General features: G+C 70.3%; 21 protein-coding genes. 11 read left to right on the forward strand and 10 right to left on the reverse strand.

The annotated features are described in order from the left end of the window. The gene (locus tag ACIBP6_RS45220; protein WP_397061229.1) at positions 1–1,425 is read left to right on the forward strand and encodes a trehalose-6-phosphate synthase; all 1,425 of its coding nucleotides are present in this window, start codon (positions 1–3) and stop codon (positions 1,423–1,425) included. Positions 1,426–1,459: 34 nt separating this feature from the next. After that, a complete protein-coding gene (locus ACIBP6_RS45225) occupies positions 1,460–2,620 on the forward strand; it encodes an MFS transporter (RefSeq protein ID WP_397061230.1) in 1,161 nt (386 codons plus the stop codon). On the opposite strand, the gene ACIBP6_RS45230 is transcribed toward ACIBP6_RS45225, so the two are convergent. Genes ACIBP6_RS45230 through ACIBP6_RS45240 form a run of 3 tightly spaced genes read right to left on the reverse strand, consistent with a single transcriptional unit; the run spans position 2,598 to position 4,318 of the window. Continuing rightward, positions 2,598–3,173 carry a hypothetical protein gene (locus ACIBP6_RS45230; RefSeq protein ID WP_397061232.1) on the reverse strand — a complete coding sequence of 192 codons (576 nt, stop codon included), beginning with the start codon at positions 3,171–3,173 and terminating at the stop codon, positions 2,598–2,600. The genes ACIBP6_RS45225 and ACIBP6_RS45230 overlap by 23 nt on opposite strands. Before the next feature lie 34 nt (positions 3,174–3,207). Then, entirely contained in the window at positions 3,208–3,978 is a 771-nt protein-coding gene (otsB, locus tag ACIBP6_RS45235; RefSeq protein WP_397061234.1) for a trehalose-phosphatase, read from the reverse strand. Positions 3,979–4,018: 40 nt separating this feature from the next. After that, the gene (locus ACIBP6_RS45240; protein ID WP_187368173.1) at positions 4,019–4,318 is read right to left on the reverse strand and encodes a DUF3263 domain-containing protein; all 300 of its coding nucleotides are present in this window, start codon (positions 4,316–4,318) and stop codon (positions 4,019–4,021) included. A 90-nt stretch (positions 4,319–4,408) separates the two neighbouring features. Here ACIBP6_RS45240 and ACIBP6_RS45245 point away from each other — a divergent pair, with 90 nt between their 5' ends. The 3 genes from ACIBP6_RS45245 (at position 4,409) to ACIBP6_RS45255 (ending at position 6,997) form a co-directional block, all read left to right on the forward strand. Further along, positions 4,409–5,215, forward strand: a complete 807-nt coding sequence (locus tag ACIBP6_RS45245) for an SAM hydrolase/SAM-dependent halogenase family protein (protein ID WP_132613318.1) — start codon at positions 4,409–4,411, stop codon at positions 5,213–5,215. A gap of 211 nt (positions 5,216–5,426) precedes the next feature. Further along, positions 5,427–5,897, forward strand: a complete 471-nt coding sequence (locus ACIBP6_RS45250; RefSeq protein WP_397061236.1) for a hypothetical protein — start codon at positions 5,427–5,429, stop codon at positions 5,895–5,897. Beyond that, positions 5,894–6,997: a S8 family serine peptidase gene (locus tag ACIBP6_RS45255; RefSeq protein WP_397061238.1), complete on the forward strand. Its 1,104-nt coding sequence runs from the start codon at positions 5,894–5,896 to the stop codon at positions 6,995–6,997. Before ACIBP6_RS45250 ends, ACIBP6_RS45255 begins: the two co-directional genes overlap by 4 nt. Positions 6,998–7,047: 50 nt before the next feature. Here the strand turns inward: ACIBP6_RS45255 and ACIBP6_RS45260 are convergent, their stop codons facing one another. The 5 genes from ACIBP6_RS45260 to ACIBP6_RS45280 form a co-directional block, all read right to left on the reverse strand. Continuing rightward, positions 7,048–8,064 carry an ABC transporter ATP-binding protein gene (locus ACIBP6_RS45260; protein ID WP_132613312.1) on the reverse strand — a complete coding sequence of 339 codons (1,017 nt, stop codon included), beginning with the start codon at positions 8,062–8,064 and terminating at the stop codon, positions 7,048–7,050. Next, positions 8,048–9,085, reverse strand: coding sequence for an ABC transporter ATP-binding protein (locus ACIBP6_RS45265; protein WP_132613310.1), 1,038 nt, complete (start codon positions 9,083–9,085; stop codon positions 8,048–8,050). The genes ACIBP6_RS45260 and ACIBP6_RS45265 overlap by 17 nt, the downstream gene beginning before the upstream one ends. A gap of 13 nt (positions 9,086–9,098) precedes the next feature. Next, complete coding sequence (locus ACIBP6_RS45270) at positions 9,099–10,076, reverse strand: ABC transporter permease (protein ID WP_397061241.1); 978 nt, start codon at positions 10,074–10,076, stop codon at positions 9,099–9,101. Next, positions 10,069–11,013 (reverse strand): ABC transporter permease, encoded by a 945-nt coding sequence (locus tag ACIBP6_RS45275; RefSeq protein ID WP_397061243.1) that lies wholly within the window; start codon positions 11,011–11,013, stop codon positions 10,069–10,071. The genes ACIBP6_RS45270 and ACIBP6_RS45275 overlap by 8 nt, the downstream gene beginning before the upstream one ends. 126 nt (positions 11,014–11,139) lie before the next feature. Further along, positions 11,140–12,648: a peptide ABC transporter substrate-binding protein gene (locus ACIBP6_RS45280; protein WP_397061245.1), complete on the reverse strand. Its 1,509-nt coding sequence runs from the start codon at positions 12,646–12,648 to the stop codon at positions 11,140–11,142. Positions 12,649–13,253: 605 nt separating this feature from the next. Between ACIBP6_RS45280 and ACIBP6_RS45285 the strand changes: the two genes are divergently transcribed. The 3 genes from ACIBP6_RS45285 to ACIBP6_RS45295 all read left to right on the forward strand — a co-directional run bounded on the left by ACIBP6_RS45285 (position 13,254) and on the right by ACIBP6_RS45295 (position 15,378). Continuing rightward, on the forward strand, positions 13,254–14,189 hold the full coding sequence (locus ACIBP6_RS45285) for an ABC transporter permease (RefSeq protein WP_132613304.1): 936 nt from the start codon (positions 13,254–13,256) through the stop codon (positions 14,187–14,189). After that, positions 14,182–15,048, forward strand: coding sequence for an ABC transporter ATP-binding protein (locus ACIBP6_RS45290; RefSeq protein ID WP_187368172.1), 867 nt, complete (start codon positions 14,182–14,184; stop codon positions 15,046–15,048). The genes ACIBP6_RS45285 and ACIBP6_RS45290 overlap by 8 nt, the downstream gene beginning before the upstream one ends. A gap of 174 nt (positions 15,049–15,222) precedes the next feature. Further along, on the forward strand, positions 15,223–15,378 hold the full coding sequence (locus ACIBP6_RS45295) for a hypothetical protein (protein WP_397061247.1): 156 nt from the start codon (positions 15,223–15,225) through the stop codon (positions 15,376–15,378). Between the two features lie 520 nt (positions 15,379–15,898). Here ACIBP6_RS45295 and ACIBP6_RS45300 read toward each other — a convergent pair. Beyond that, complete coding sequence (locus tag ACIBP6_RS45300; RefSeq protein ID WP_397061249.1) at positions 15,899–16,747, reverse strand: hypothetical protein; 849 nt, start codon at positions 16,745–16,747, stop codon at positions 15,899–15,901. A gap of 379 nt (positions 16,748–17,126) precedes the next feature. Then, positions 17,127–18,443: a KamA family radical SAM protein gene (locus ACIBP6_RS45305; protein ID WP_397061251.1), complete on the reverse strand. Its 1,317-nt coding sequence runs from the start codon at positions 18,441–18,443 to the stop codon at positions 17,127–17,129. Positions 18,444–18,621: 178 nt separating this feature from the next. Here ACIBP6_RS45305 and ACIBP6_RS45310 point away from each other — a divergent pair, with 178 nt between their 5' ends. The 3 genes from ACIBP6_RS45310 (at position 18,622) to argS (ending at position 22,162) form a co-directional block, all read left to right on the forward strand. Beyond that, positions 18,622–19,179 carry a DUF1707 SHOCT-like domain-containing protein gene (locus ACIBP6_RS45310; RefSeq protein WP_397061253.1) on the forward strand — a complete coding sequence of 186 codons (558 nt, stop codon included), beginning with the start codon at positions 18,622–18,624 and terminating at the stop codon, positions 19,177–19,179. A gap of 151 nt (positions 19,180–19,330) precedes the next feature. Beyond that, the gene (gene plsX / locus ACIBP6_RS45315; protein ID WP_397061255.1) at positions 19,331–20,353 is read left to right on the forward strand and encodes a phosphate acyltransferase PlsX; all 1,023 of its coding nucleotides are present in this window, start codon (positions 19,331–19,333) and stop codon (positions 20,351–20,353) included. 81 nt (positions 20,354–20,434) lie between these two features. Next, complete coding sequence (gene argS, locus ACIBP6_RS45320) at positions 20,435–22,162, forward strand: arginine--tRNA ligase (RefSeq protein WP_397061257.1); 1,728 nt, start codon at positions 20,435–20,437, stop codon at positions 22,160–22,162. The last annotated feature ends 13 nt before the right edge of the window (positions 22,163–22,175 follow it).

Consider the following 22,175-nt stretch of genomic DNA (forward strand, 5'->3'; position numbering starts at 1 on the left):
ATGAACAGCGTCCTGGTGGCCTCCAACAGGGGTCCGGTCTCCTTCACCGTCTCCGACGGAGGCGAGCTGACCATGAAACGCGGCGGCGGTGGCCTGGTCTCCGGGCTGTCGGGGGTGGTCAAGGACGACGGCCTGCTGTGGGTCTGCGCCGCGCTGTCCGACGGCGACCGCAGCGCCGTACGCCAGGCTCCCGAGGGGCGCATCGACCACGCCGGCTACGACACCGGCCCGCTGCGGATGCTGGACATCCCGCCGGCCACCTTCCACCGCGCCTACAACGCCGTGGCCAACTCCACCCTGTGGTTCGTCAACCACCTGCTCTACGACATCCCCAACGCGCCCAACTTCGGCACGAAGTTCGCCCGCGAGTGGGAGTCGTACCGCGACTACAACGGCGCGTTCGCGCTGGCGCTGGCCGAGGAGGCCGGTCACGGCGCCCGCGTGATGGTGCAGGACTACCACCTGACCCTGACCCCGGCGATGCTCCGCGCCGAGCGGCCCGACCTGCGCATCGCCCACTTCAGCCACACGCCGTGGGCGCCGCCGGAATACTTCTCGCTGCTGCCCGACGAGGTGGCCCGCGAGGTGCTCGAAGGCATTCTCGGCGCCGACCACGCCGGGTTCCTCACCGACCGGTGGGCGCAGTTGTTCATGGACTGCTGCGAGCGGCTGCTCGGCGCCGAGGCCGACCGCGTCGCCCGCACGGTCACCCACCAGGGCCGCACGACCCGCATCGGCGTGCACGCCCTGGGCGTCGACGGCGCGGCGCTGCGGCAGCGGGCCGGCGAGCCCGACGTCGAGTCGCACATGACGGTGCTCAGGGAGCAGGTCGGCGACCGCCGGCTGATCGTCCGCATCGACCGCACCGAGCTGTCGAAGAACATCGTGCGCGGGCTGGTGGCCTACGGCGAGTTCCTGGCGGCCCACCCCGAGTGGCACGGGCGGGTGGTCCACCTGGCCTTCGCCTACCCGAGCCGCCACGACCTGCCCGAATACCGCGAGTACACCGCGTCGGTGCAGCGCTGCGCCCAGGAGATCGAGGACGCCTACGCCACCGAGGACTGGGCCCCGGTGATCCTCAACGTCGACGACGACTACCCGCGCTCCCTGGCCGCGTACCGGATGGCCGACGTGCTGCTGGTCAACCCGATCCGCGACGGGATGAACCTGGTCGCCAAGGAGGGCCCGGTGCTGTCGCCGCACTGCGCGCTGGTGCTCTCCCGGGAGGCCGGCGCGGCGGCCGAGCTGGGCCCGCACGCGCTGCTGGTCAACCCGTACGACATCAGCGGCACCGCCGCGGCGCTGCACGAGGCGCTGGTCATGCCGGAGGAGGAGCGCCGCAGGCGCCGCGACCGGCTGCACGCCGCGGCCACGGCGCTGCCCCCGGACAGGTGGCTGGCCGCGCAGCTCGACGCCCTAGCATGAGGGGGTCTCATCCCCCCGTCCAGGGAGCTGCCGGGTGACCTCGGTCTTACCCCGCGTCCGGCTGGTCAGAGACCGCCCGACCTGGCTCATCTACCTCCAGCTCGGCACGTTCGCCAGCTACCTCTACGGCCTGAGCGCCGCGCTGCCGCTGCTGCGCGCCGACCAGGGCACTTCCGCCACCGTGGCCGGGCTGCACGGCACCGCCATGGCCCTCGGCACGATCGCGGCCGGCCTCGCGCTGTCCCCGCTCACCCGCAGGTACGGCCGCCGCGTGACGAGCTGGGCCGGCCTGGCCGGCATGAACGCCGGTGTGCTGCTGGTGCTGGCGTCCGACGCCCAGCCTCTGACGCTGCTCGGCTACGGCGTGTCCGGCGGCTTCAGCTCGATCCTGCTCTACACGGCCATGGCGGCGCTCAGCGACCACCACGGCCCCGCCGGTCCCGCGGCGATCAGCGAGGCGAACGCGGTCGGCGTCGTGGTCGGCATGGGGATGACGTTCGGGCTCAGCATGGTCGCGCAGTCCACGCTCGGCTGGCGGGCCGCGCTGCTGGTCACGCCGGTCGCCAGCGTGCTGCTCGCGCTGGCGATGGGCCGGGTCTGGCCCGCCGTGCGGGAGGCGGCGGGCGTCGCCGGCGGCCCGGCCGGGCGGCCCGGCTGGCGCTTCCACATGGCGGGGCTGGTGCTGTTCTGCTGCGTGGCGATGGAGTTCACGTTCAACCTGTGGGCGGCCGACCTGTTCGCCTCCCGTACGGGCCTGAGCACCGCGGCGGCGGCCACCGGGCTGACCGCGTTCGTGGCCGGGATGGCGGCGGGGCGCTTCGCCGGGGCGCAACTGGCGCTGCGGCTGCCGCCCGCGCCGCTGTTCGCCGGAGCGCTGGCGGTGACGTTCGCGGGCTGGCTGGTCTTCTGGCTCAGCACCCACCCCGCGCTGTCGTACGCCGGGCTGGCGCTCTGCGGGCTCGGCACCTCGCTGCACTTCCCGCTGGCCATGACCGGCCTGATCACCGGGGCCGGCGGCCGGTCGGACCTGGCGGCGGCGGCCTCGCCGATCTGGGCGGGCGCGGCCATGGCGGCCGGCCCGCTGGCCCTCGGCGCGCTCGCCGACGGGTTCGGCACCCGCACCGCGTTCCTGATGGTGCCGGTGCTCATCGGGCTGGCCGTCGCCGGGGTGCTCATTTCCAGTCGGCGTTCCTGAGGGCGTCGGCCAGGCCCGGGGTGTTCCACTGGTCGACGACGAGGACGCGGGTCCGCGGCAGGTACCACTCGCGCTGCACGTACCGGGACTTCACGGCCCCGTCGGTGTAGGAGACGCAGGTGGCCTTCCACTCCCGGTAGGCCGCCCGGTGGCCGGGGCCGACCTGGCGCAGGCCCTTGACCCGCGCCGCCCCGAGGACCTGGCCCCACTTGCCGTTGTGCGGGCACCTCTGCACGTCGGTGGCGGGGTAGAAGGGCTTCGCGCCGTTGTACGGACGGAAGAGCTCGTTGCCCGCCTTGATGGCCTTCGGGCCGAGGATCCAGAAGCTGTCGCACCCCGGGGTGCCGTACCCGCCGCCGGGGTGGGCGCACTTGCCGGTGACCACCTTGGTCCAGTCGGGGTTGACGCGGTGGACCTCCCACTCGATCGGCAGGTAGAGCGTCAGCCCGCCCCGGAGCTTCAGCGGCTGGGCGGGGGCCGCGTGGGCTGCGGTGGGGACGGCGAGTACGGCGGCCGCGGCCGTGGCGGCGACGGCGAGGAAGCGCTTCGACATGCGCCGAGACTAGGGATTCCCGCTTGCAGGCGAGTCACGAACGGCTGAACGCGGACGCCAGCTCGGCCAGCAGCGCCACGACCCCCTCCGGCCCCTCGACCACGATGTCGGCCCGCTCGCTCAGCGCGGTCACCTCGGCGGAGCCGCTGCACACGGTCACCCCGGGCAGCCCCGAGGCGCGTACGGCGTCGAAGGCCGCCAGGTCGCCGAGGTCGTCGCCGGCGAACATCACCGAGCGCGCGTTCCGCTCGGCCAGGAAGAGGCTGAGCGCCTGCCCCTTGTCCATGCCGGGCGGCCGCAGCTCCAGCACCATGCGCCCGGGCTCGATGACCAGGCCGTGTTCGCCGGCCAGCTTGGCCAGCGGCTCGCGCAGGGCGGCCAGCGCGCCCTCGGGGTCGGGGCTGCGCCGGGTGTGCACGGCCACGGCCCGGCCCTTGTCCTCGATGGTCACGCCGTCCAGGCCGAGCGAGTCGAGCAGCAACGGCAGCTCGGCCTCGGCCCGCGGCACTCCCGGCGGGGGCGGCGGGGCGGAGACGCGCCCGGCCTCCCAGCGTTCGAAGCCGTAGTGGCCGAGCACGACGAGCTTCGGCACGTCGGCCAGGCCGGGGCCGAGCTCAAGGGCGGTGGCCGGGGGTCTGCCGGTCACGATGGCCACCGCGAGAACGTGGGCGCCCAGCTCGGCGAGGACTTCGGGCGCCTTCGGGTGGATCACGGCCTTGGCCGGGTCGGGCACGATGGGCGACAGGGTGCCGTCGAAGTCGAGCCCGATCACGGCGCCCGCCGGATCGCTCAGGATCGCTTCCATTCCAGGGATGTTCCTCACGCGGGCCCCCGTACCCACCGTGTCAGGGGCGCATGCCAAGCCTTCTGGCCGCCCGGTCGCGCTGGCGGGTGGCGCGTAACCGGCGCAGCCGCTTGACCAGCATCGGGTCGTGCTCCAGCGCCTCCGGCCGGTCGATCAGCCCGCCGAGCAACTGGTAGTAGCGGGTGGCGGACAGGCCGAAGGTCTCCTTGACGGCCTGTTCCTTCGCGCCCGCGTGGCGCCACCAGTGGCGCTCGAAGGCGAGGATCTCGAGCTCGCGTTCTGACAACGGACGGCGGGACGGCTCCTGGGCAGCATCGTCACCGCTGAGCGGAGCTCCCATGGTGTCCTCCTCGGAAGGGGCAGGCGTGCCCATCGTAATGTGCGCGCTGCGGCTGTTCACGATGGTTTGCGAGACGTACAGTCACCAGATGTGACCTCTGTCATCACACTTCTCACCGACTACGGGCTCGAAGACGGCTATGTGGCCGCCTGTCATGGAGTGATCGCCGGAATCGCCCCCGAGGCCCGGGTGATCGACGTGTGCCACCTGATCCCCGCCGGCGACGTACGGCGCGGCGCGGCGGTTCTCGCCCAGACCATCCCCTACCTCCCCGAGGGTGTGCACATCGGCGCGGTCGATCCCGGGGCGGGCGGCGCGCGGCGCGCGGTGGCGATCGAGGCGGGCGGCCGGGTGTTCATCGGGCCCGACAACGGGTTGCTGTCGTGGGCGGTACACGCCTGCGGCGGCGCGCGGGCGGCGTACGAGATCAGCAACGAGGAGCACTTCCTGCGGCCGGTCTCGCCGACCTTCCCGGGGCGCGACGTGTTCGCGCCGGTCGCGGGGCGGCTCACGGCCGGGCTGCGGCCGTCCGAGCTGGGGCCCGAGGTGCCGGTGTCCCGCCTGGTCGCGCTGCCGGAGCCGACGTCGCTGGTGCGCGAGGGCTCGGTGGAGGGCGAGGTCGTCTCGGTCGACCGTTACGGCAACACGCAGCTGTCGATCGCGGCCGGCGACCTTCAGGCGCTCGGCGTGCGGGTGGGCGACACGCTGGGGGTGCGGCTGGGGCGGCGGCAGTTGTCGCTGCCGTACCGGGAGACGTACGCGGCGGTGCCGCCCGGGGAGCTGGTGGCCTTCGAGGACTCCGCCGGGCTGATCGCGATCGCGGTGAACTCGGGGGACGCGGCGCAGCGGCTGGGACTTCCCCCGGGCGCACACGTCCGACTTTCGCCCATGAATTAGAGCAAAAACGGCAAATCGGAACTACTCCGCGTATCGGACTGTTTACTGAACCGTCGGATTGGGTGGCGAGTCACGTGTCAGAATGCACGGACTGATCGGGCGCCCCTCCCCCCGTTCGAGGTTCCCTGTGTGCCACCACCTCTCTCTTGTCCTGCTCGCCATACTGTCCGCGATCTGGCCGCCCGCGCCGGAGCTCCCTCCTCCCTGGCCGATGGCGCGGATCTTCCCCGGCTCGGTCCCCGGGGTCAGCCCGTCGGGCGCCCGGGTCACGTACGTGCTGGCCGGGGTCGCGCCCGCGGCCTCCTGCCGGGAGGCGTTCCAGCCGGCCGCCGTGCCGCCCGGCTGCCGCACGACCCTGCGCGCCACGTACGCCGACAGCACGCAGACCTTCGTCGCCACCGTGGGCGTCGCCGTGCTCGACCGGCCCCGCGTGGGACCGCACGGGGCGGGGCGGCCGGCGACCGTGCGGCCCGTGGCCTTCCCGGGCGGCCCCGCCGAGCGCTTCGGCGAGCGCCAGTACGTCACCGGCGTCGTCGTCCCCTGCCTGGAGCGCTACCTGGTCGCCACGGCCGCGGGCTACGCCGACGGGCGGGCGTACCAGCCGGGCGACCTGGTCGTGCCGCGCCTGCGCGACGCCGCCTGGCAGCTGGCCGCCGCCCTGCACCGGTCGTTGAGCGTATGAGACACCTGATCGCGGGTTTCCTGGTGGCCGGCCTGGCCGGCGGGCTGGTGGCCGGGGCGGCGAGCGCCTCCGACGAGGTGGCCGAGGCCGCCAGGGCCGGCCAGTGGCAGCTCGCCGCGCTGCGGCTGCCGGAGGCGTGGCGGTCGGCCAGGGGCGAGGGCGCCGTGGTCGCCGTCCTCGACACCGGCGTGAACCGCCGCCACCCCGACCTGCGCGGCGCCGTGATCCAGGGCCCCGACCTGACCGGCTTCGACCGGGGCCCGTCGGGCCGCCACGGCACCGCCATGGCCAGCCTGATCGCCGGGCGCGGGCACGGCGACGACGCCAGGGGCGGCGTCCTCGGCGTGGCGCCCGCCGCGACGGTGCTGTCGGTCCGCGTCACGCTGGAGAGCGGCGACCCGCGCCGCGGCAAGGAGCGCTTCGGCGGGCGCGACGCCCTCGCCCGGGGCATCCGGTACGCCGCCGACCACGGCGCCGACGTGATCAGCATGTCGCTCGGCGGCGGCAGCGGCTCGTGGGAGGGCTCGGCCTCGGAGGAGGAGGCCGTCCAGTACGCGATCGGCAAGGGCTGCGTGCTGGTCGCCTCGGCCGGCAACGACGGCGCCTCCACCAACAGGAAGAACTTCCCGGCCGCCTACCCCGGCGTGATCGCGGTGGGCGCGGTGGACCGGCGGCTCAGGGTGGCGCCGTTCTCCAACCGGCAGTACTACGTGTCGGTGGTGGCGCCCGGGACCGACATCGTCACGGCCGACGCGGGCGACTCGTACGTGGTGAGCGACGGCACCAGCTCGGCGGCGGCCATGGTCGCGGGCATCGCCGCGCTGATCCGCTCGGCCCACCCCGGCATGTCGCCCTACGACGTGCGGATGGCCATCGAGCTCGGCACCCGGCGGCGGCCCGCCGACGGCTACAGCCCCGCCTACGGCCACGGCGTGGTCAACGCGCTGCTCGCGCTGCGCGAGGCCGAACGGCTGGCCACCCGCGGCTCCGCCCAGATCAGGACGGCTCCGGTCTCCAGGGCGCCGGTGGTCGCGGGCATGGTGCTGCTGGCGCTGGCGATGTCGGCGCGGGTGCTCCTGCGCCGCCGTGAACGCCGCTGACACGCGAAGGCCCCCGGAAGACAGAACTCCCAGGGGCCCCGTGCGGCGGGTCAGCCCGCGTGCACCACGTCGTGCGTCTCGGCGAAGTGGCAGGCGCTCAGGTGCGCCGTGCCCGGCCGGATCTGCAGCAGCGGCTCCTCCTGGGCGCAGATCTCCTGCGCCTTCCAGCACCGCGTACGGAACCGGCACCCGCTCGGCGGGTTGGCCGGCGACGGCGGGTCGCCCTGCAGGATGATCCGCTCACGCCGCTCCCGGCCCTCGGGGTCGGGCACCGGCACCGCCGACAGCAGCGCCTGCGTGTACGGATGCGCGGGCCGTTCGTAGATCTCGGCGTCCTTGCCCAGCTCGACGAACTTGCCGAGGTACATCACGCCCACCCGATCGGAGATGTGGCGCACCACCGACAGGTCGTGGGCGATGAAGATGTAGGCCAGGCCGAACTCGTCCTGCAGCCGCTCCAGCAGGTTGATCACCTGCGCCTGGATCGACACGTCGAGCGCGGAGACCGGCTCGTCGCAGACGATGATCTCCGGCTGCAGCGCCAGGCCACGGGCGATGCCGATGCGCTGCCGCTGACCGCCCGAGAACTGGTGCGGGTAACGGTTGATGTGGTCGGGGTTGAGCCCGACCACATCCAGCAGCTCCTGCACCTTCTTGCGGCGGTCGCCCTTCGGCGCCACCTCGGTGTGGATCTCGTACGGCTCGCCGATGATGTCGCCGACCGTCATCCGCGGGTTCAGCGAGGTGTACGGGTCCTGCATCACCATCTGGATGTTGCGGCGCATGGTCTTGAGCTCGCCGCCCCTGGCCTTGGCGATGTCCCGGCCGCCGATCTTCACCGAGCCCGACGTCGGCCGCTCCAGCGCCATGAGCACCTTGGCGAGCGTGGACTTGCCGCAGCCCGACTCGCCCACGATGCCCAGCGTCTCGCCCTTGTGCAGGTCGAACGAGACGCCGTCGACGGCCTTGATCGCGCCGATCTGCTTCTTGAAGAGGATCCCCTGGTTCAGCGGGAAGTGCTTGACCAGATCGCGTACCTCGAGAACCGGCTCACCGACGCTCGCCATCGAGGACCTCCCTCCAGTAGTGGCAGGCACTGCCGCGCGTGCCGCTGATCTCGTAGAGCGGGGGGGCGTCGGTCACGCAGTTCTCCTGCCGGAACGGGCACCGGGGGTGGAACGCGCAGCCTGTCGGCAGGTCGAGCAGGTTGGGCGGCAGGCCCTTGATCGCGTACAGCTCGTGGCCCTTCTGGTCGACCCGGGGGATCGAGTCGAGCAGACCCTTCGTGTACGGATGCGCCGGCGCCCGGTAGATGTCGTACACCGGGGCGTTCTCGACGATGCGGCCGCCGTACATGACCGCGATCTTGTCGGCCACGTCGGCCACGACGCCGAGGTCGTGCGTGATCAGGATCAGGCCCATCTGGCTCTCGCGCTGCAGCTCGGCCAGCAACTCCATGATCTGCGCCTGCACGGTCACGTCGAGCGCCGTGGTGGGCTCGTCGGCGATGAGCACCTCGGGGTCGAGCGCGATCGACATGGCGATCATGATGCGCTGCCGCATGCCGCCGGAGAACTGGTGCGGGTAGTCGTGCACCCGCTGCTTGGCGGCCGGGATGCGGACGCGGTCCATCAGCTCGACGGCCTTCTTCATGGCGTCGGACTTGGACATGCCCCGGTGCACCCGGAACATCTCGCTGATCTGCCAGCCCACGGTGAACACCGGGTTGAGCGCGGAGAGCGCGTCCTGGAAGATCATCGCGATCCGCTGGCCGCGCACCTGCGTGCGGTCGTGCTCCGACAGCTTGAGCAGGTCGGTGCCCTTGAACCGGATCTCCCCCTGGGGGATCACCGCGGGGGGCATGTCGAGGATGCCCATGATGGCCTGCGCCGTCACGGACTTGCCCGAACCGGACTCGCCCAGCACCGCGAGCGTCTCGCCGGGGCCGACCGTGTAGCTCACGCCGTTCACCGCGCGTACGACACCGGCCCGCGTGTGGAATTCCACGTGCAGGTTGTCGACGGCGAGCAGCGGCGCGTCGCCCAGCCCTCCCTCGGCGGGCAACACGTCCGCGGACGTCTTCTTCACGTGATCCCCCCTTCTACCTGAGCTTCGGATCGAGCGCGTCGCGCACGGCGTCGCCCATCATGATGAACGCGAGCACGGTGATGCTCAGGAACACCGCCGGGATCACCAGCGGCAGCGGCGCCTCGAGGAACCGGTTGCGCGCGTCGGCGATCATCAGGCCCCACGAGATGTCCGGCGACTGCACACCGACGCCCAGGAACGACAGCGCGGCCTCGGCCGCGATGAACGTGCCCAGGTTGATCGTGGCCACGACGATGACCGGGGCCACCGAGTTGGGCAGCAGGTGGCGGAACATGATCCGGCCGGATCCCGCGCCCAGCGCCTTGGCCGCGATCACGAAGTCCTGGCCCTTCGCCGTGATCACCGCGGCTCGCATGATGCGGTAGACCATCGGCCAGCCCAGCACCGACAACGCCAGGATGACCAGCAGGATGCTGTTGGCCTTGCCGCGGAAGGTGGCCGCGATCAGCAGCGCGCCGAGGATCGACGGGATGGCGAAGAAGACCTCGGTGAGGCGGGAGGCGACGGTGTCGACCACGCCGCCGCGGTAGCCGGCGACGATGCCCAGCAGGCCGCCGACGACCGTGGTGAAGAGCGTGGTCAGCACGCCGATCACGATGGAGTTGCGGGCGCCGTAGACGGTCCTCGCGTACAGGTCGCAGCCCAGGTTGTCGCGCCCGAACAGGTGGCCGGCGCTGGGCCCCTGACGCGCCGTCGCCAGGTCGCACGAACGGGCGTTGAACGGATCGATCGACGAGAACAGCGACGGCCAGATCGACATGATCAGCAGGATGGCGACGATGACCACCGAGATGATGAACATCGGCCGGCGCCGCAGGTCGTACCAGGCGTCCGTCCACAGGCTCGCCGGCTTGCCGCCCTTCTTGGCGTGCTTGCCCTCGCGTTCCGGCGCCCGCGCGGGCACCGTGTCCGAGACCATGGTCTGCGTCTCGGGGAGACCCGGCCCGACCGGCGGGGTTGGGTTACTCATAGCGGATCCTCGGATCGAGCACGGCGTACAACAAGTCGACGACCAGGTTGGCCAAGATGTAGATCAGCACCAGTACGGTGATGATCCCGACGACGACCGGCTGCTCACGTAGGTAGACCGACATGAAGAGCTGGTTGCCGATCCCCTGGAGGTTGAAGATCGTCTCCGTGATGACCGCGCCGCCCATCAGCTGACCGAGGTCGGCGCCCAGGAACGTGATCAGCGGGATCAGCGCGTTGCGCAGCGCGTGCCGTCCGACGACGCGGCGTCTGGACAGACCCTTCGCCGTGGCCGTGCGGATGTAGTCGGACCGCAGGGTCTCCGCGAGGCTGGTCCTGGTGAGCCTGGTGAGGTACGCGATGGACACCCCGGCGAGGACGAAGCCGGGCAGTAGGTAACTGCGCCAGCCCGCGAACGTGCCCGCCACGGGGAAGATGTCCGCCCCCGTCCACTGCTTGAGCTTCACGCCCAGGACGAGTTGCAGCACGAAACCGGTCACCAGCGTCGGGACCGAGATCAGCAGCAGCGTGGCGGCCAGGATCACGGTGTCGGTGGCCTTGCCGCGGCGCAGCGCCGCCCACAGGCCCAGGCCGACGCCGATGACGGCCTCCATGACCAGCGCGGTCAGGGCGAGGTTCAGGGTGATCTGGAACTTGCCCGCCATGATCTGGGACACGGGGACGTCGGCGAAGTTCACCCCGAAGTCGCCGCGGAAGAGAACGCCGCTGATGTAGTACCAGTACTGCAGCAGCAGCGGATCGTTCAGGTGGTACTGCTCGCGCAGGACCTCCGCGACGGCGGGGTCCGGGCGCTTGTCTCCGAACAACGATGCGATGGGGTCGCCCGGCAGCGCGAAGACGATGCAGAAGATGAGTAGCGTGGCGCCGAGCAGGACGGGTATCGCCTGGATCAGTCGCCTTATGACATATCGGCCCATTCAGCCCTCCGGTACATGCTTGGAGGCAGCCCCTCGGAGTCCGTGGTTGTGCCCGGCCCGAACGACTGCCTCCAAGATCAGTCCTTCGACGGGTGGGCGGCGCGGCCGCCCACCTGGCGAACGACGTCAGGCCTTCTCGACGTCAGCCCACTCGATCTGCTTGAGCAGGTTGAGCTTGACGTTCTTGACCTTCGAGGAGTTAGCGTAGACGGCCCGGTAGAAGTAAACAGGAATGTACGGCAGGTCCTTGAGCAGGATGTCGTCGGCCTGCTGGTAGTACTTCAGACCCTCCGCGGCGTCCGTGGCCTGGTCGCCCTTGGCCACCAGTTCGTCGAACTCCTTGTTGGAGTAACCGCCGTAGTTGGAGCCGGTGCCGATCGACCCGGTGCCGAAGATGGGGGTCAGGTAGTTCTCGGCCGAGGGGTAGTCGATGGACCAGCCCATGCGGAACAGGCCCTTGTACTCCTTGGCGTCGAGCGCGTCCAGAATACCCTGGAACTTCTCGAACGGCTTCGGGGTCACCTCGATGCCGAGGTTGGCCCGCAGGTTGTTGGCGACGGCCTCGATCCACTCCTTGTGACCGCCGTCGGCGTTGTAGCCGAGCTCCATGCTCTTGGGGCCGCCGGCCGACTCGTACAGCTTCTTGGCCTCGGCCGGGTTGTACGCGCAGGCGGCGCAGGCGCCCTGGCGGTAGCCGGGGATGGCCGGGTTGATGAAGTCGTCGGCCGGGGAGGTCGTGCCGGAGAAGACCGTCTCGGTGATCGTCTTGCGGTCGATCGCCATCGAGATGGCCTTGCGGACGTCGACGTTGTCGAATTCCTTGTTGTACGCCAGCGGCACGCCGATGTACGCCACGGCGGCGTCGGGCTCGTCGTGGTAACGGTCACCGAGCACGGTCTTGGCCGTGGAGATCGCGGTGGCCGGCAGCTGGTCGTGAATGTCGAGGTTGTCGGCCTGCAGGTCGTTCCACGCGGTCTCGGAGCTGGTGTAGACCTTGAACTGGAGCTTCGTCCAGTTCGAGGGCTTCTCGCCCGGGAACTTGTCGTAGACCGTCAGGTCGAGGGTGGTGTCGGTGCCCTTCTTGTAGGGCTTGTCCAGCTTGAACAGGCCCTGGCCGGTCGGCTTCTCGCCGTAGGCCTGGGTCACCTTGCCGTCGGGGCCGATGGCCGACTCGGGCATCGGGTAGAAGGCGGTGTAGCCGAGCATCGTCTTGAACTGCGAGAACGGCGCGGACAGCGTGACCTCGAGGGTCTGGTCGTCGACGACCTTGAGGCCCTTCATCTCCTTGGCCGTCGGCGTCTTGCCCTCACCGGGGTGCACGTCCTCGTAGCCTTCGACGCGGTTGAAGAAGGCGGACGAGCTCATGGCGTTGTCCTGCAGGGCGGCGTAGTTCCAGGCGCGGGCGTAGTCCGCTGCCGTCACCGGGGTGCCGTCGTGCCACGTGTAGCCGGACTTCAGCTTGATCGTCCAGACCTTGCTGTCCTCTGTGGTGATGGACTCGGCGGCCTCTTCGACAGGCTGCTTGTTCTCGTCGTAGGTGACGAGCGGGTCGAAGATCGCGGCGAGCACCTCGGCGCCCTCGGTCTCGGTCGTGTTCTGCGGGTTCAGCAGCTCCTGGGGCTCACCGATTCGCATGCTGACCGGCGTGTCCGCGCTGCCCCCGGCGGAGTCGCCGCCACCCGAGGCGCCACTGCCACACGCGGTGACCGCAACCGCGAGCAGCGCGGCACCGGCGACAATCCGTGCGCCTTTAGTAACACGCATGGTGAAAGAATTCCTCCCTCTACAGGTGGGCGCCTAGCGCTGAGCTGCCGTGATCTAGAGCAGCCTGACGGAGGGTTTCCTGGTATCCCCCCGGATTTGGCTGACATGGTCAAACCAGCCGACGCCCTGCCAGTCGATCGCGACTATCCCTTACTCCTTGCCATCAGGAAGTCTCTGGCGCGTTGCAGTTCGGTCACACGTGTGCCTATCTAGCGTCACAGACAATTCGCCCGATGCGGTTCAAACAGTACAGACTCCACGGAACGCATGAAGCCCGCCCCACGGACAGTCGATGAAAGTTACCCCCTACCCGACGGTGGCCGTGTCCCGGCCCCCGGAGCAGGCCCCCTTGGGCTACCGTTGAGCAGGTCTTTGCGGCGTCTTGGAACCCGTCGCCGCGAGACTCCGTCCAACTGTCTGTCGCCGACCCGCGCGACAGCTACTTCACCGACCGGGATCCAATAGAGTCACTTGCCATGAGCCAGCCGGAATCCGCTGTCGCGGACGCCCAGGCGGGCGGCCGAAGCGGGCAGGAGCCGCTGGCCAAGCTCGCCAAGAGATACGGGCTTCGCCGTGCCATCGCACGGCCGAGGTTCCCGGTCTACCTGCGCCAGCTATGGGAGCGGCGACACTTCATCCTGACGTACGCGACCTCGCGCAACGTCTCGAAATACTCCAGGTCAGCGCTCGGCCAGCTGTGGCAGGTGCTGACCCCCCTCCTCAACGCCGCCATCTACTACGTGATGTTCGGCCTCATCCTCGGTGGCAAGGATGACATCGAGAACTACCCGGCCTTCCTGCTCACCGGGATGTTCGTCTTCACCTTCACCCAGCGGACGGTCAGCGCCGGCGCGAGGTCGATCTCCGGAAACCTGTCGATGATCCGGGCCCTGCACTTCCCGCGGGCCTCGCTGCCGCTGGCGTACACGATCCAGGAGCTCCAGCAGCTCGCCTTCTCCATGGGCGTGCTCCTCGTCATCGTGATGATCACCGGCGAGACGCCCACCTGGTTCTGGCTCATGATCCCGGTGGTGCTGGTCCTCCAGACGCTGTTCAACATCGGGGCCGGCCTGGTGGTCGCCAGGCTGGGCGCCCAGATGCGCGACCTCAACCAGTTGCTGCCGTTCATCACCCGCACCTGGCTCTACGCCTCGGGCGTCTTCTTCTCGATCCAGGACAAGGTGGTCGGGTCCGCCGATCTGCCCCAGTGGGTGGCCAACGCGATGTACCTCAACCCCGCCGCCTCCTACATCGAGTGGATGCGCGAGATCCTCATCAGCACCCACAACCCGGAGCTCGGGCACCACCCGCCGACAATGGTGTTGGTGTCTTGCGTATTCTGGGCGGTGTTCGCACTCGGCTTCGGCTTCTGGTACTTCTGGCGGTCCGAGGAGAGGTACGGGCGTGGCTGAACTGACCAAGGAGCTGTCACAGGTGAAGGGCGACAAGCCCGCCGTCCCCGGCAAGGATGTGAAGGTGCATCCCACCCCGGAGCCCCAGGGCAAGCGACCCCTCGACGTCCCCACGGGCACTCCGACCGTCATCGTCGACGACCTCCACATCGTCTACCGCGTCTACGGGGCGGCCGCGGAGTCGGAGAAGGGCAACGCGGTCAACGCGCTCACGCGCTTGCTGAAGCGCCAGGCCCGGCCGCAGATGAAAGAGGTCCACGCGGTCAAGGGCGTGACGTTCGTGGCCTACCACGGCGACGCGATCGGCATCGTCGGCCGCAACGGCTCCGGCAAGTCCACGCTGCTGCGCGCCATCGCCGGCCTGCTGCCCCCGCACAAGGGCGCCGTCTACACCGACGGCCAGCCCTCGCTGCTCGGCGTCAACGCGGCCCTGATGCGCGAGCTGACCGGCGAGCGCAACATCGTGCTCGGGTGCTACGCGATGGGCATGACGCCGGCCGAGGTCCGGGAGAAATACCAGGAGATCGTCGACTTCTCCGGCATCGACGAGTTCGTCCAGCTGCCGATGTCCACGTACTCCTCCGGCATGGGCGCGCGCCTGCGCTTCGCGATCTCCTCCGCCAAGACCCACGACGTGCTGCTCATCGACGAGGCCCTGGCGACCGGCGACCGCGAGTTCCGCAAGAAGAGCGAGGCGCGCATCCGCCAGATCCGCGAGTCGGCCGGCACGGTGTTCCTCGTGGCCCACGACCTGCGCGTCATCGAGCAGACCTGCAACCGCGTCATCTGGCTGCACAAGGGCAAGATCAAGATGGACGGCGACCCGAAGGAAGTCATCGCCGCCTACAACAAGGGCTGATCACCCCCGCTCACCGCGTCGTCGAAGCCCCCGCGCTCCTCGCGGGGGCTTCGTCGTGCCCGGATCCGAAACCAGCGCGACCGGCGTGACTGATGACTGACACGGAGGCGGGCGTTCCGCTAGGATTCGAACGTCCATTCGATCTGAGGAACGGTGAGGGAGTGGGGGCGCGCGATGGTAGAGCTTTCGACCGCGATTGACCACCTGGCCACCGAAGACGTGTCCGAGGTCCCACGGCTGCAACTCGTCGAGCAGCTCATCGAGCTGCACTGGCAGATGGCGCGGCTGCAGGCCCAGATAGCCCGGCGCACCGGCGTCCGCTTCCCCTGAGCCCGCTCAGGCGCCGAAGAGGCGCCTGTGGGGCTGCGGGCGCAAGACGAAGCCACCGACCCCTGGGATGAGGCCGGTGGCGAGGGGTGGGGGCCGAGCCGCGCCGCTGCCCTGCAAACGGCGGCGCGGCGCTCGATCGACACACCCGGGACGAGGGCGCGTCCGCCCAGGCCCATCGTGAGACCCGCTTGCGCGGGAGGTTCGCAACCCACGCGCGTCAGCGCCCAGGGCGCCCGGCACCTCTGTGGGCGCCCCGCCTTCTGGCCTGCCGCGTCCGTACGACGGCGTTCCGGCGAGAAGAGCCCCGGCCGCACAGCGGCCGGAAGGTCCCGACCGGGCGGCCTCGTCGACAGAAGGCCCCGGTCAAGGGAGATCACGCCGTCAGGGCTGCTGGAGAGCGCCGCGAGCGAGCCGCCTCGCCGCCGGTCCGGCCGGTGCCCGGGCGTCGGCACCTGTGACGCCCGCGAACCGTCCGCACCGGCACTCGGCCGGTCACGCTCATCAGCGCCTCGACCGCGGACTAGTCGCGAGGCCCGGAGCCCTGCACCGAGCCGGTCAGCGCGCCGGTGGTCCAGCCGAGAGTGGAGATCACGTCGCCGGGAGAGAGTGCGCCGGCGGCGGCGCCGCCCGTGACGGCGGAGGCGGCCCCCTCGACGACCGGGGCGAGTTCGGTGACGGACGCGGCCTCGGACACGCCCTTCACGGTCTCGGCGACCGGCTGTGCCGCGGTGGCGGAGTCCTGCCCCAGCGCCGGCGACAGCACATCGCCCGTGACACCGGGCAGCGCCATCCTGGCGGCCTGGTTCAGGCCGGCCATCACGCGCTCGGGCGACAGGCCCTCGACGGTGTCGTTCACCATGGCGAGCGTGCCGCCGATGGGGTCGTCCATCGCGCCGTCCGCCGCGGCCGTGCCCTGGGTGACGGCGCGGCCGCGCTTGACCGAGGGCGCCTGCGCGGTGGGCACGGAGGCAGCCATGCCCCGCCCGCCGAACGGGGTGCCGGCCACGATCGGCGAGATCTCCGGCATCGGCCAGGTCTCGCGGGTGACGTCCTCCTCCGCGTTGGGCGTGTACCCGCGCTGCGCCCGGGTCTGCCGCTCCATGTACGCGTCGCGCTGCGCCTCGCTCATGGCCGGGCTGGCGGCGGACTTGGCCTGGGTGAGGCCGCCGAGCACGCTGTTGACGATCCCGTTGCTGACCAGGCCGCCGAGCAGGCCGCCCAGGGGGCTGCCCGCGGTGGTGCCCAGGAGCGGAACGTCGATGGCGCGCCCGGCAGTGTCGTATCGGACTTCGGCCTGAGCGGGCGCGGCCAACGCCGCCGCCAGACCGAATGCTGTAACGGCTACAGCCGTCTTGACTACTCGATTCATGATTGCCTTCCCGGCTCGTGATCGATCGCTCTCGAATGCGGTGAAAATGCGAATCGATAACCCCCGTATGCCGTGGCGAACGCGCTATGGGCACCACACGGAGCGTGCCGTCACGGCTGAGCTACTGGAAGAGTTCTACCACTCGCCGCGAGCGGCCGCAGACGCATGAATGCCCATGTAGCAGGGGTTTGCAGCTCGGTTACCTAGTGCAGGGCGAGCGTTGGGCGGGCCGACAAAACCGGAAATAGGAGCCTCTTGTTTCTGATATTGTGCGCGCCGGGAAGAGCCTCGTGCACAAAAAGACAAGAGCCCCCGGCCCGTGCACATAAACAAATGTCACGGGCCGGGGGCGAAATCTTTCCGTACGCGCGCGGCCGGATCAGGCGGGAAGCAGCGACTCCTCGGGCTCGAACGGGAACCGCTCGGCGAAGGCGGGCCGTAGATCCGTCAGCCAGACCGCCTCCGGGTCGTAGCGGGCGAAGAACGGCCGCCCCACCAGCGATGGGTCTCGGGCTTGGATGAAGTGGAGCACGAAGACCCGCTCGCCGGCGATCTCGGTGACGCCGTCCACGCACACCTTGCCCGGCGTCGCCGACATCGACGGCCCCCGGACCGTGCGGCAGAGCCCGGAGACGGAGGAGTAGGCGTCCCTGAAGACCTCGTACGCCCGGGCCAGCGGGACGGCGAAGTAGTCCTGAGGCCCGGTGTCGCGCTCGACGAACATGTAGTAGGGGATCATCCCCATGCGCAGCTGCCGCCGCCACATGCCCGACCACACGGCCGGGTCGTCGTTGATCGACCTGATCAGCGGCGCCTGCGTCCTGATGGTGGCGCCGCTGCCGAGGATGCGCTTGACGGCCGACTCGACCAGCTCCGACTCCAGCTCGCGAGGGTGCGAGAAGTGGGCCATGAACGCGAGGTTCTTCCCCGCGCCCACGACCTTCTCGAACAGGCGCATGGTGTCGTCGGCGTCCGGATCGGTGGTGAAGCGCTGCGGCCAGTACGCCAGCGCCTTGGTGCCGATCCTGATCGACTCGATCTGCTCCAGCTCCAGCAGCGGCTCGATGTAGCGGCCTACGACGGACTCCCCCATGATCATCGCGTCGCCGCCGGTGATGAGGACGCTCGTGACCTCGGGATGGTCGCGGATGTAGGTGACCAGCTGGCCGACGTCGTCGGAGGCGAACTTCAGGTCGGCGTCGCCGACGAACTGCGCCCACCGGAAGCAGTACGTGCAGTACGCGTGACAGGTCTGCCCCTGTTTGGGGAAGAACAGCACGGTCTCCGGATATTTGTGCTGCATGCCAGGCACGGGCTCTTCGCCCAGCTTCGGGACGTTGAGCTCCTTCTGGCCCGCAGGGTGCGGGTTGAGCTGGGCGCGTACGCGGTTGGCCTCGGCCTGGATCTCGGCGTTGGGCGCCTCGGCCTTCAGCAGGTCGGCCAGCCGCGCCACGTCGGCCGCGGGCAGCATGTCCTCCTGCGGGAAGACGAGCCGGTAGATGGGGTCGTCGGGCGCGGCCGACCAATCTATGAGTTCATCGACGACGTAGGCGTTCGTCCGGAAGGGCAGCACCGTGGCGACGGCGCGGACCTTGAGCCGCTCGTCGTCTCCCAGCCCGGCACGCTGCAGGAGCTGGTCGAGGTGCTTGGACGTGTACGCCCGGAAGCGTCGGGTGCCAGCTTGGTTCAAGATCACTAGGCCTTTCCCATCTTTTTTGTTCGCTCGGAGGTAAACCTCACGACCCAGTCGCGCGTCTACGGTTCTTACTATCCGGACGTGCCCACCCGCGTAACCGGTTCCGTACGTCTCGAAGTTTTCCTTGAGGTTCGCCGACCATCGCGACATATCGCGTTTTTCCCTAGACTGGTGGATCGTGACGGAAAAACCCGACCTGCGCGCCTCAGACGCCGACCGCGACCGCGTGGCCGCGGTGCTCGGCGAGGCCCTCGCCACCGGACGCCTCACCAGCGTCGAGCACGCCGACCGCCTCGACGCCACCTACACGGCCACGATGGTCGGCGAGCTCGTCCCCCTCACCCACGACCTGCCCGACGTGCCCGCCTCCGGCGCCCCCGAGGCCGTCGAGCGGCAGGTCATCGACGCGACGTTCAGCAAGATCGTACGCAAGGGCCGCTGGGTCGCCTCGCGGCGCACCAGGCTGTCGGCCCGCTTCGGCGCCCTGATCATCGACCTGTCCGACGCCGTGCTGCCCGGCCGCGAGATCACCGTCGAGACGGCCGCGTGGTTCAGCAAGGTGATCGTCCGGGTCCCCACCGACGCCCACGTCATCGACGAGGGCAGCTCGATGTTCGGCAAGCGCAACGTCACAGGCGGCTCCCAGGCCGACGGGCCGCTGATCCGGGTGACGGGCGCCTCGAAGTTCTCCAAGGTCATCGTCACCCGCGGCGAGGACGACTGGAACCTGCGCTGAAACGGTCCTCAGGACTGGAACCGGCGCGCGCGGGAACCAACAAGTCCTACCCGCCGGTTAACCTGACAGCTGCCTTGCCTGCGATGCGGCATCCCGAGCCCGCGTTCCGGCCGAGCCGTGACGGCGGGCGCGATGCCGTACGAGGTGACCATTGTCCGACAGCAGGCCCGTCGCCCTCGACGCCATGGGCGGCGACCACGCGCCCCACGAGATCGTGGCGGGCGCGGTGCACGCCGTACGCGAGCGCGGCCTGCCCGTCGTGCTCGTCGGCTCCCCACGCGTCCTCTACGAGGCGCTCGCCGACCACGACGCCACCAAGGAGATCCCCATCGTCCGGGCCGAGGAGGCCCTGTCGATGGACGAGGGCGCGCTGGCCAGCCTGCGCCGGCCCCGCTCCAGCATCGCGATCGCCTGCCATCTCGTACGCCGCGGCGACGCCTGCGCCGTCGTGTCCGCCGGCTCCACCGCGGGCATCGTGGCCACCGGACGGCTCCGGCTCAAGGGCCAGCAGGGCGTGCTCAGACCCGCCATCGCCGTCGCCCTGCCCACCCGCCCCCACCCGACCGTGCTCCTGGACGCCGGCGCCAACGCCGAGGTCAAACCGGAGATGCTGGTGCAGTTCGCCCACCTCGGAGCCGCGTACGCCGAGCTGGCCCACGGCATCGCCACCCCCAGGGTCGGCCTGCTCACCATCGGCAGCGAGGCCGAGAAGGGCAACAAACTCGTCCGGCGCGCCCACGAGCTGCTGCAGAGCTCGCCCGGCATCGAGTTCGCCGGCAACGTCGAGGGCTACGACCTGCTGACCGGCAAGGTCGACGTCATCACCACCGACGGCTTCACCGGAAACATCGCCCTCAAGACCATGGAAGGCGCGGTCCGGTACGCCTTCACCGAGCTGCGCGAGACGATCGAGGACAGCCGGCTGGCCCGGGTCGGAGCGGCCATGCAGCGCTCCCGCATCCGCGAGCTGCGCCGCCGCCTCGACGCCGAGGCGCACGGCGGCGCCGTCCTGCTCGGGCTGAACGGCACCGTCGTCATCGCCCACGGCGCCTCCAAGGCCCGGGGCGTCAGCGCCGCGTGCGCCCTCGCCACCGACCTGTCGTCGGCGAGCATCGTCTCCGCGATCGGCGACCGCATCGCCGCCGCCAAAGGCTCCCACCGGTTGTGGCCGTAGGGATCTCGGTCGGGTCTCGATCTTGGGCTCCGCCGCTGCGGCGACCAGCATGGCAGCCAGGCGCGCCGGTACCCTTAGACCATGACCGACCCGCAGATAGTGCTCACCGAGCGCGTCCAGCAGGCGCTGGGGCGCGCGTTCGGTCAGGAGCACGCCGACGCAGACCCGCTGATCCGGCCCTCCCAGTTCGCCGACTTCCAGGCGAACGTCGCGATGAGCCTGGCCAAGCGTCTGCGACGGGCCCCGCGGGAGGTCGCAGAGGCGATCAAGGCGGAGCTGTCCGACTTCCCCGGCACGGTCGAGGTCAGCGGCCCCGGCTTCCTCAACATCACCCTCGACGACTCATGGGTCGCCGCCGAGGCCGGGCAGATGCTCGGCGACCCGCGCCTCGGCGTCGGCACGGCCACGCCGCCGCAGACCGTGGTGATCGACTACTCCGCGCCCAACGCGGCCAAGGAGATGCACGTCGGCCACCTGCGCACCACGATCGTCGGCGACGCGCTGGCCCGCCTGCACGAGCACCTCGGCAACACCGTCATCCGGCAGAACCACCTGGGCGACTGGGGCACCCCGTTCGGCATGCTCATCGAGCACCTGCTCGACATCGGCGAGGAGGCCGCGGTCGCGCAGCTCGAAGCCGGCATGGGCACCGAGTACTACCAGGCCGCCCGGGCCAAGTTCGACTCCGACGAGGCGTTCAAGACCCGCGCCCGCGTCCGCGTGACCACGCTGCAGTCGGGCGACCCCGAGACGCTGCGCCTGTGGCACGTCTTCATGGACGCCACCGTGCGCTACTTCAACAAGATCTACGACCTGCTCGGCGTCACGCTGACCGACGCCGACATCGCCGGCGAGAGCATGTACAACCCCATGCTCCAGAAGACCTGCGACGACCTCCAGGATTCGGGCACGGCCGAGATCAGCGAGGGCGCGCTGTGCGTGTTCCCGCCCGGCTTCACCGGCTCCGACGACAAGCCGCTGCCCCTGATCATCAGGAAGAGCGACGGCGGCTACGGCTACGCCACCACCGACATGGCGGCCATCCGCTACCGCGTCCACGACCTCAAGGCCGACCGCATCCTCTACGTCGTGGGCGCCGACCAGGCGCTCCACTTCCGCATGGTCTTCGCCGGGGCCCGGATGGCCGGCTGGCTGCCCGACACCGTCTCGGCCGAGCACGTCCAGATCGGCATGATGCTCGGCAAGGACGGCCGCCGCTTCAAGACCCGCTCCGGCGAGTCCGTCAAGCTGATGGACCTCCTCCAGGAGGCCATCGACCGCGCCACCGCGGCGATCGCCGACCGCGGCTACGACGAGCGGCTGCAGAAGGAGATCGCCCACGCGGTCGGCATGGGCGCGGTGAAATACGCCGACCTGTCGGTCAGTCACGACAGCGAGTACGTCTTCGACTTCGACCGCATGCTCGGCTTCACCGGCAACACCGCCCCCTACCTGCAGTACGCGCAGGCGCGGATCCGCTCGATCTTCCGCCGGGGCGGCATCGACCCCGCCACGGCGACCGGCCCGATCGTGCTGGGCGCGCCGGCCGAGCGGGCCCTGGCCCTGCAGCTGCTCGGGTTCGGAGCCGTGGTCGAGCAGACGACGGCGCTGAGCGAGCCGCACCGGCTGTGCGCGTTCCTCTACGCCACCGCCACGGCGTTCACCGACTTCTTCGAGCAGTGCCCCGTGCTCAAGGAAGGCGTCGACCCCGACACCCGGGCCTCCCGGCTGGCGCTGTGCGCGCTGACCTTGCAGGTGCTGGAGACCGGGCTCAACCTTCTCGGCGTTCCGGTCCCCGAGCGCATGTAACCGGCATAGTCTC

This window comes from Nonomuraea terrae (assembly GCF_044465245.1).
Taxonomy (GTDB): Bacteria; Actinomycetota; Actinomycetes; order Streptosporangiales; family Streptosporangiaceae; genus Nonomuraea; species Nonomuraea terrae.

Coding starts and splice junctions, on each gene's coding strand:
- ACIBP6_RS45220 (WP_397061229.1), top strand. CDS start 1: ATGAACAGCGTCCTGGTGGCCTCCAACAGGGGTCCGGTCTCCTTCACC.
- ACIBP6_RS45230 (WP_397061232.1), bottom strand. CDS start 3,173: ATGTCGAAGCGCTTCCTCGCCGTCGCCGCCACGGCCGCGGCCGCCGTA.
- otsB (WP_397061234.1), bottom strand. CDS start 3,978: ATGGAAGCGATCCTGAGCGATCCGGCGGGCGCCGTGATCGGGCTCGAC.
- ACIBP6_RS45240 (WP_187368173.1), bottom strand. CDS start 4,318: ATGGGAGCTCCGCTCAGCGGTGACGATGCTGCCCAGGAGCCGTCCCGC.
- ACIBP6_RS45250 (WP_397061236.1), top strand. CDS start 5,427: ATGGCGCGGATCTTCCCCGGCTCGGTCCCCGGGGTCAGCCCGTCGGGC.
- ACIBP6_RS45255 (WP_397061238.1), top strand. CDS start 5,894: ATGAGACACCTGATCGCGGGTTTCCTGGTGGCCGGCCTGGCCGGCGGG.
- ACIBP6_RS45260 (WP_132613312.1), bottom strand. CDS start 8,064: ATGGCGAGCGTCGGTGAGCCGGTTCTCGAGGTACGCGATCTGGTCAAG.
- ACIBP6_RS45270 (WP_397061241.1), bottom strand. CDS start 10,076: ATGAGTAACCCAACCCCGCCGGTCGGGCCGGGTCTCCCCGAGACGCAG.
- ACIBP6_RS45275 (WP_397061243.1), bottom strand. CDS start 11,013: ATGGGCCGATATGTCATAAGGCGACTGATCCAGGCGATACCCGTCCTG.
- ACIBP6_RS45280 (WP_397061245.1), bottom strand. CDS start 12,648: ATGCGAATCGGTGAGCCCCAGGAGCTGCTGAACCCGCAGAACACGACC.
- ACIBP6_RS45285 (WP_132613304.1), top strand. CDS start 13,254: ATGAGCCAGCCGGAATCCGCTGTCGCGGACGCCCAGGCGGGCGGCCGA.
- ACIBP6_RS45295 (WP_397061247.1), top strand. CDS start 15,223: ATGGTAGAGCTTTCGACCGCGATTGACCACCTGGCCACCGAAGACGTG.
- ACIBP6_RS45300 (WP_397061249.1), bottom strand. CDS start 16,747: ATGAATCGAGTAGTCAAGACGGCTGTAGCCGTTACAGCATTCGGTCTG.
- argS (WP_397061257.1), top strand. CDS start 20,435: ATGACCGACCCGCAGATAGTGCTCACCGAGCGCGTCCAGCAGGCGCTG.